Here is an 8,009-nt window from a genome sequence, read left to right as displayed (position 1 = left end):
TAGGGTATACCCTAGTGGCTATTTTCGGTTTAGTACTATTAATTCAGCTTTTCTATATTCAATGACCTTAGTTCCTCTTTTTTGAAGTATTGTGTCGCAAAGCAAAAAGAAGGTTGTATGCCTAAGTTTGTACCAGCTTCATTACCATAATTTGATTTTTTGTATGGAAACACAATGCCCAATCTGAATTCGTTTTGTATTGAGTACTTCATTGACTTCGTTCCTAGCATGCCTCGGCCAACTTGCTCCACAGACTTTTTACCTTCAAAATAGTCTTTTTCAAGTTTGTCCATTCTATTTACGTAATCCGTGATATACCAAACTTTTCGAGCAAATATTGTTGTTTCTTTTAGGATACCTTCTCGCTTACCTGCTTGGCACTCCTTAATTACATTCAATAAGTGAATCATATTTTGATAAGGAATAAAAATAAAGTCACGATTCTTGCCTAATTTTTCTTCGCATTTTATTAATGAGCATGATATTTCTTCCTTTACAAAACCGTTTTTGTCAAAGGAGTTTATATCTAGTTCTGTAAAACTAGTTATAAAAGCTGGCATGTCTAACGCTAGCTTTTCAAGTTTTCCCTCAAATTTATCATCAATTAAGTTATCAGCAGCTTCTTCACTATTTTTTGTAAAAGTATCAATATTTGATAACCATATAGATTTGAGATCCTAGATTGCAATAATAAAGTTACCACCTAGAAAGAGGCTTGCTCACTGCTTGAACTGGGGTTTGCCAACGGAGACATTTTCTAGGTTTGTTATTGATAAGCGCTGTGGCTTGTTGAATATCGGTCTCTGAAACCTGATCAAACTGTGTTCCCTTCGGGAAATAGTAGCGAAGTTCTCGATTGAACCGTTCATTTGTGCCCCGTTCATTCGGGTGATAGGCGTGGCAAAAGTAAACCGGTATCCGATAGCGCTTTGTAAGCGCCTGATCGCAGGAAAACTCTTTACCGTGATCAACCGTCACTGATCGAACCGGACCCGGAAAGTCCACCATCAGTCTTGCAAATCCCTTGAGAACAGCATTTTGTGATAAGTTTTCAAGCTTAGTTGTCGCCATTAAACGTGTCACCCGATCGACAATGGTCAAAACAGCAGCCTTTGACCCGCGACCACCGCGAACTGTATCCATCTCTAAATGTCCTTTTTCGGTTCGCCGGTTAGCTGACTCACTGCGAATCTCAATTGAGGTGCCTACTGCTTGGTTATAGCGCGACCGAAGGTCTTGTCTTCTTTTATGACGTTTACCGTGATCAAAGAGTTGGCTTGGCTGAAAATCGACTTGTCTTTGATAAATCCAGTGGTAAATCGTGTGTGGCGCACAGTGAACGGCATAACCGACCATTTCAGGGGACCAACCTAGGTTTAGCTTCTCAGTTACCATCCGCTTCAACTTAGGCGTTAAAATCGAGTGCCGACCACAACGATGCCGACAAGTATCGGCATGATCCTGAGCTATAATGGCGCAGTAATCACCTTCAGGGCAACGGTGAAGCTCATGCCTAATAGAAATACGAGAGCGGCCTAAGGTCGCGGCGATGTATTGAATCGTGTGGTGTTGCATCAGTTCTATCTGAGATCGTTCAATTAAGGTTATAATGGCCATGGGACCTGTCCTTCTCTCTAGATGGTATGTTATGCAAACACCATTTTAGCAAGAACGGACAGGTCTTTTTTCACATTTTCTGGGTGGTAAATTTAATTATGCAATCTAGGAGATTAAAAAAGTTTTTCATATACTTTCTGTCTACAAGAGAGTGTAAAATATTTTGTGTAAGGATGAATGATTCCTTAAATTAATTTTCAAAAACATTAGAAAAAGGAGTTCCTTTCTCGTATGATTGGTTTGAACAAAAAACACATACAGAAAGAAGAACTCCTTCATGAATGATTTTACCAAAAATATGGCTCAAGCTCTATTCAATCAAGACAAAATAAACGATTTATTGCGCAAAGAACTCCAGTAAGCAGTTAATGACTTGTTAGAAGCTGAATTAACTGCCTTTTTAGGTTATGATCCTTATGCAAGAGACGGCTGGAATACTGGTAATTCTAGAAATGGCGCGTATTTCCGTAAAATTGATACCCAGTTTGGATCAATTGAAATCCAGGTGCCACGAGATCGCAATGGTATGTTTCACCAACACACTCTGCCAGACTATAAACAACATACTGATCTCTTAGAAGATATGGTTATAAAGCTTTATTCTAAAGGTGTAACCACTAGAGAAATAGCTAATTTGATCGAAAAAATGTATGGCAGCCATTATAGTCCCGCTCAAGTGTCTAATATCTCTAAGCAAATGATTCCTAAAGTTGAGGCTTATCACAAGCATAAACTGAGCGATAAGTTCTTTTGTGTTTATCTTGATGCAACGTATATACCGTTGCGTCGAGAAACTTTTGAACGAGAAGCAGTATATATTGCCATTGGTATCAAGCCCAACGGTCACAAAGAAGTGATCGATTATTGCATAGCTCCTAGCGAAAATATCGAAGTCTGGACGGAGTTGCTTCAAAATATGAAAAGCAGAGGCCTTAAACAAGTTGAATTATTTTTATCAGATGGTGTTGTGGGTATGAAAACTGCACTAATGCAAACTTATCCTAAAGCTCACTTCCAGCGCTGTTTGGTTCACGTCATGCGTAATATCTGCGCTAAAGTACGTGTAGAAGACCGTGAGGCAATTATGAACGAATTCAAGCAGATTCACCAGCAAGCCAATAAAGCAGCTGCTGTTGATGTATTGCATGCCTTCTATGCCAAATGGGACAAGAGTTATAATCATGTCATAAGAAACCTGAAAGACATCGAGCCGGACCTGCTAGTTTTTTATAACTATCCGAAACAGATCAGAAGTTCAATCTATTCAACTAACATGATTGAATCCTTTAATAATGTTGTTAAGCGCAAAGCCAAACCTAAAGCAGAGTTTCCAACTGAACAGTCGCTTGATACTTTTATTGGAATACAAGCAATGAGCTACAATGATCGATATTTCAAGCGAATCCACAAAGGCTTTGGTCAGGTTCAGAACACCTTAGAATCTTACTTTGATTAAATAAAGAATAAAAAATCAATCTATGAGAAAGATCTATTTACACAAAAGATTTGACAGTTTCTGATTTTTTGACGCTGATTAATGACTTTACTTATATTTTATGCTCTTAACTAAACAAGTCAATTAATGCTAAATAAAAAAGCCTGAATCAAGTGATCCAAGCTTTTTATCAGGTATAACTTATTCCAATTTTTGTTCTAACCATGCTTTTAAAACCACAGCTTGATTGTGTTGCTCGTTTTTGGCACCATAAATTAAAATTACATCTTCACTTTGTAAACAGAGACTAATAAAATCAAGCACCGCTGCACTTAATGGATTGGCGGCAATTTCAGCAAGATAGCGTTGCTTGAATTCAGGATAGCGCTCTTCTTGATGATTAAACCATTTCCTTAACTCAGAACTTGGCGCTAATTCTTTAAGCCACCATTGATAAGGTAAATCAGCTTTAGCGAGCCCCCGAGGCCACAAGCGATCCACTAAAATTTTATAACCAGATGCCCGTTTAACTGCTGCTTGATCATAAGCGCGAATTAATTTAATTTGTGGCATAACAACTTGAACCTCCTTTTAAAAATCACATTTTATAACGTGGATAATGGCTGATTAGTATCGGCAAACCGTTCTGAATCTAATGGTTGACGGCGTGACATTAATTCGGTAACGTCAGCACGCTCGTCATTACCATTAGCAAACAAAATAGCCAATGGTACTTGATTTTCATCAACATAAGCAATTGTAAACTTACCAGAATCAAGATTACCGCGGATAAAAGTTTGATCCCACTTAGTCGTATGACCTAAATATTCAAAGGTTTGATCATACTGATCTGTCCAAAAATATGGTAAGACATCATAAGGCTGACTTTGTGGCTGGATCAGATTAGCGGCAACATTTTTACCGTGACTTTGCGCATTTTCCCAATGTTCCACATGAATCTCTTCACCCTGGAACGGCCAAATAGTAGCATCGCCAACAGCGTAAACATCTTTCAGTGCTGTTTCGCCATATTCATTAACGACAATATTCTGCCCTAATTCCAAATGATCTGCTTTAATTGACGTGTTAGGAACTGCACCAACACCAACAACAACCATTTGTGCAGGAATTGTTGCACCCGTATCAGTTACCACCCCAGTGACTTGATGCTGTTGGTCATGCGTAAACGATTCAACACCACTACCTAAAACAAATTTGACGCCCTGTTCTTGATGCATCTTAACGAAATATTCTGAAGCCTGTGGACCAACTACACGTCCCAATGGATGTTGACCATGTTCAACAACTGTGACATTAAGGCCTAACTTTCTAAAGGAGCTAGCCAATTCTAAACTAATAAACCCAGCGCCAATTAAGACCACATCTTTAACTTGCTCGCTCCACTGCTTAATCTTGATCGCATCGTGATAACTTCTTAAGTAAAAAATTCCTTCAGCGTCATCATTAGGCAAGTGCAAATGACGTGACTCTGCACCCATAGCTAGAACAAGTTGACCATAAGTAATTTCTTGATGATCTGCTGTGACAACTCTCTTCTTCTCATCATGAACCGCCACAACTTCGGTATTTAATTGTAACTTAATCTCATTTTCAGCAAAGAACGATTCCGGTTTAAAAATAGGTGCATCTAACTTCTTGCCTGTCAGCCAATTTTTAGATAATTTATAACGATTATAAGGCAGTGCGTCTTCGCGATCAATTAAACAAATACTACCTGAAAAACCTTTAGTCCGTAATGCCTTCACCAAATAAAATCCGGCCGTTGAACCACCGACAACTACAATATCAAACTTCATAGGGATCCTCCTAATCTGAATTCGAATTATAACTTAAGTCTAATGCAAAAAGAATAACCACGCAAAATATCGGCTTGTTAGTCTAGCCGATTGACCAAATAAAAACACCATCCAAAAAGGACGAGAGCGTCAAGAAGTTTGTGTAAATAACAAGAAGACTTCTTCGTATCATTTTGTCTAGCTTAAAACATTGATTCTAAAGTATCTTGGCACTGCTTAAAGCCATTATGAGCTCTGCCGAAGTATTTCTCGTTGTACTCTAAGATAATTGTCGCAAGGAAACGGTCAAGTGCTGATTCATTTGGAAATTGTTCTTTGACTTTTGTCTTGCGCTTCAGCTTTTTATTGAATGATTCAATAATGTTCGTTGAGTAAATTGTTCTGCGAATACTCGGAGGAAATTCTAAGAAGGTTAGTAAATTAGACGTACTGGCTAAATTTCTAACCATTCGAGGATACTTTGACTCCCAATGATCGATAAAACGATTTAAAATTAGCTGGGCTTCATCACGTGTTTTTGCTCTGTGGAGTTCTTTGAACTCATTAACGACCTCTGCACGGTCGTTTACACGAACTTTCTGCAAGATATTCCGTGACATATGGATCAGACAGCGTTGAAATTGAGCTTGAGGATAATTGTGGTTAAGCGCTGAATCCAAGCCAACTAAGCCATCTGCGATGACTAACTGGACGTGTTTAATACCACGACTGACTAAACCAGTTAGTAATTCGGACCAAACTTCTGAATTTTCCGTTGGTGCAATACAGTAATCTAAAATTTCTTTATGACCATCTGCTATAATACCTAAAGCGACATAAACCGACTCTTTTTGAACCGTATCACGACGTAAGGGCACATAAGTTGCATCAAGGAAAAGACAGACGTAGTCTGTCGAACTAAACCGCCGCTGATGATAAGCAGTCACTTGATCCTCAACAATGGCTGTAATGTTGGAAATCGTAGTGGGTGAATAATGAGTTCCATACATCTTTTCGATTAAGTCAGCTATTTCTCGAGTTGTAATTCCTTTTTCGTATAACTGTATAATCGTCGTTTCCAGTGCATCTACTCTTCGAGAATAAGGTGGGATTAAGTTAGCCTTAAACTCGCCCTTGCGATCACGTGGGACACAGATACTCAGCTTTCCATACTCTGAATCAATTTGACGAAAATATTGGCCATTTCGAGAGTTACCAGAGTTGAAACCTTGACGATCATAAGGATCGTAGCCTAGAACAGAAGTTAACTCGGCTTGAAGTAACGTATTTAATGTATCCTGCAGTTGTTTTCTAAAAACTTCTTTTAAATCACCATGAGATAGTAGTACATTTGCCAATTCTTTGTTAAACTGATTCATAGGGGAAGACCTCCGTTGATTTGGTTTAGACGCTTATAATCATACGGGGAAGGTCTTCCTTTTTTCAATACTCATTTACACAAAATATTTTACACTCTCGCTAATTTTATACCATATTTAGTTGTTACTAGTAGTTTAAATTTTAGTCATGACGATGAATAATATTTTCGCCGCCAGCTAAGTTAATGATGTTGCCGGTTAAATAGTCTGAATCTTCTGCACATAAAAAGGCAATAACGCGAGCAACATCTTCACCAGCAGCTTTTCGTTTAGTCTGATTAGGTGCAAGTTTCTGGGCTTGTTCAATGTCAGCTTCTTTAAGATCAGCTTTAATATCACCGGGGCAGACCATATTTGCAGTAATTTGATAGTCTTTTTCTTCAAGCGCTAAAGTTCTAATCGCCGCGGCCACACCAGTTTTAGCGGCGGCATAAGCACCACGATATTGCCAACCCGAGACTTGGTCAATTTGGTCAAAGCCTAGCGCAATAATGCGGCCCCAATTTTGTTTTTCCATCATAGGTACCGTTGCCTTAACTAAATAGAAAAAACTATCAAGGTTAGCACTCATCATGTCATGCCACTGGGCTGGGGTATGGTCGACGAGTTTTAATTTATCGTGAATAAAGGGACCAGCGTTAAGAATTAAAATATCTAAGTGACCAAAATCAAGTTTAATTTGTTCAATCATTCGTACCACGTCAGCTTGTTGGCTTACATCGCCTTGGTAAAGGCGAGCATTGACTTGATAGCATTGCGCCAAATCTTGTTGTAATTGTAACGCAGCTGTTTGACTGTGTCGGTAATTTAAGGCTAATTGATAGCCTGCTTGAGCAAGTTTATGGGCCATTTGCACGCCCAGTCCCGTAGTACTCCCTGTAATAAAAGCGACTCTTTTACTCATTAGTGACCTCACTTAATAGCAGTCATAAATTCTGACCGCAATTGGCTATCTTTAATGTAAGCACCACGACTAGCCAGCGTGAAAGTTTGCGCTTGTTCTTTTTTAGCGCCGCGACTTGAAACACATAAATGCTTCGCTTCAATAGCTACCATAACCCCTTTAGGCTGCAAGACGGTATCAATTGCATCGGCAATTTGATTCGTTAAGCGCTCTTGAACTTGGAAACGCCGCGCGTAACCTTCAACGACCCGTGCAATTTTGGAAAGTCCGGTGACTTTTTGATCAGGAAGATATGCAACGTGAGCTACGCCAAAGAAGGGTGCAAAATGATGTTCGCACATCGAATAAAATTCGATATCTTTTACAATAATAGGATCATTTTGTTGAATATCAAAGACTTTTTCTAGATGGGCAGTAGGATCTTCGCGGTAACCACTGGTGTATTCAAGAAAGGCTTTTACCACACGAAAGGGCGTTTTATCTAAATCGGGATTATTGTCGTCTTGACCACAGAGAGCCATTAAAGTTTGCAGTGCTTGTTCGATTTGTTGAACATCAGTTAACTTTTGCTGTAATAGTTCTGAGTTATTTGCAGTTTCGGGAAAATAGCTGGCAAGTAATTCAGCTTCATTGTAATGATCATTGTTTGTTGTCATGATATGAATCTCCTAACTCAATAATAACTTAAGTCTACTTCAAGTTCATGATTTTGAACAACGATTTGTTTTCAACTTTGCATCAAAAAAGACGAGTCTGCTCCTATACTGAAATTTGGTACCAAATTCATTAGATTTTGTGTCATAATGATAAAAATCAGAATAGGAGTTTTTTTATGAAGGCAAATTCTATAATTAATCCGAACAGAAATTAAAAAGCCC

Annotated in this window: 7 protein-coding genes and 1 pseudogene; 1 reads left to right on the top strand and 7 read right to left on the bottom strand. The window is 38.7% G+C overall.

Translation table 11 applies throughout. From position 1 onward, the window contains the following. Positions 1 to 38 precede the first annotated feature (38 nt). Together OXT66_RS09305 and OXT66_RS09300 are read right to left on the bottom strand one after the other, a co-directional pair. Positions 39 to 560, bottom strand: a complete 522-nt coding sequence (locus tag OXT66_RS09305) for a hypothetical protein (protein WP_010492172.1) — start codon at positions 558 to 560, stop codon at positions 39 to 41. Positions 561 to 696: 136 nt separating this feature from the next. Then, positions 697 to 1,617 (bottom strand): IS30 family transposase, encoded by a 921-nt coding sequence (locus OXT66_RS09300; protein WP_003574021.1) that lies wholly within the window; start codon positions 1,615 to 1,617, stop codon positions 697 to 699. 277 nt (positions 1,618 to 1,894) lie between these two features. Between OXT66_RS09300 and OXT66_RS09295 the strand changes: the two are divergent. Continuing rightward, positions 1,895 to 3,073, top strand: a pseudogene (locus OXT66_RS09295) (IS256 family transposase). A gap of 180 nt (positions 3,074 to 3,253) precedes the next feature. Here OXT66_RS09295 and OXT66_RS09290 read toward each other — a convergent pair. The 5 genes from OXT66_RS09290 to folE all read right to left on the bottom strand — a co-directional run bounded on the left by OXT66_RS09290 (position 3,254) and on the right by folE (position 7,787). After that, a complete protein-coding gene (locus OXT66_RS09290; RefSeq protein WP_010492182.1) occupies positions 3,254 to 3,625 on the bottom strand; it encodes a DUF488 domain-containing protein in 372 nt (123 codons plus the stop codon). 32 nt (positions 3,626 to 3,657) lie between these two features. Continuing rightward, positions 3,658 to 4,869 (bottom strand): NAD(P)/FAD-dependent oxidoreductase, encoded by a 1,212-nt coding sequence (locus OXT66_RS09285; protein WP_268597033.1) that lies wholly within the window; start codon positions 4,867 to 4,869, stop codon positions 3,658 to 3,660. A 182-nt stretch (positions 4,870 to 5,051) separates the two neighbouring features. Beyond that, positions 5,052 to 6,227 (bottom strand): IS256 family transposase, encoded by a 1,176-nt coding sequence (locus OXT66_RS09280; RefSeq protein ID WP_268597032.1) that lies wholly within the window; start codon positions 6,225 to 6,227, stop codon positions 5,052 to 5,054. 142 nt (positions 6,228 to 6,369) lie between these two features. Continuing rightward, positions 6,370 to 7,131, bottom strand: a complete 762-nt coding sequence (locus OXT66_RS09275) for an SDR family oxidoreductase (RefSeq protein WP_024047499.1) — start codon at positions 7,129 to 7,131, stop codon at positions 6,370 to 6,372. 8 nt (positions 7,132 to 7,139) lie between these two features. Beyond that, positions 7,140 to 7,787 (bottom strand): GTP cyclohydrolase I FolE, encoded by a 648-nt coding sequence (gene folE, locus OXT66_RS09270; protein WP_010492191.1) that lies wholly within the window; start codon positions 7,785 to 7,787, stop codon positions 7,140 to 7,142. Positions 7,788 to 8,009: the final 222 nt, after the last annotated feature.

The sequence above is a fragment of the Lentilactobacillus senioris genome, from assembly GCF_026798195.1.
Classification (GTDB): Bacteria; Bacillota; Bacilli; order Lactobacillales; family Lactobacillaceae; genus Lentilactobacillus; species Lentilactobacillus senioris_A.
Note: the sequence above shows the minus strand (reverse complement) of the source record. Positions and strands in the feature narration are given on the sequence as shown.

Coding starts and splice junctions, on each gene's coding strand:
- OXT66_RS09290 (WP_010492182.1), bottom strand. CDS start 3,625: ATGCCACAAATTAAATTAATTCGCGCTTATGATCAAGCAGCAGTTAAA.
- folE (WP_010492191.1), bottom strand. CDS start 7,787: ATGACAACAAACAATGATCATTACAATGAAGCTGAATTACTTGCCAGC.
- OXT66_RS09275 (WP_024047499.1), bottom strand. CDS start 7,131: ATGAGTAAAAGAGTCGCTTTTATTACAGGGAGTACTACGGGACTGGGC.
- OXT66_RS09285 (WP_268597033.1), bottom strand. CDS start 4,869: ATGAAGTTTGATATTGTAGTTGTCGGTGGTTCAACGGCCGGATTTTAT.
- OXT66_RS09300 (WP_003574021.1), bottom strand. CDS start 1,617: ATGGCCATTATAACCTTAATTGAACGATCTCAGATAGAACTGATGCAA.
- OXT66_RS09305 (WP_010492172.1), bottom strand. CDS start 560: ATGCCAGCTTTTATAACTAGTTTTACAGAACTAGATATAAACTCCTTT.
- OXT66_RS09280 (WP_268597032.1), bottom strand. CDS start 6,227: ATGAATCAGTTTAACAAAGAATTGGCAAATGTACTACTATCTCATGGT.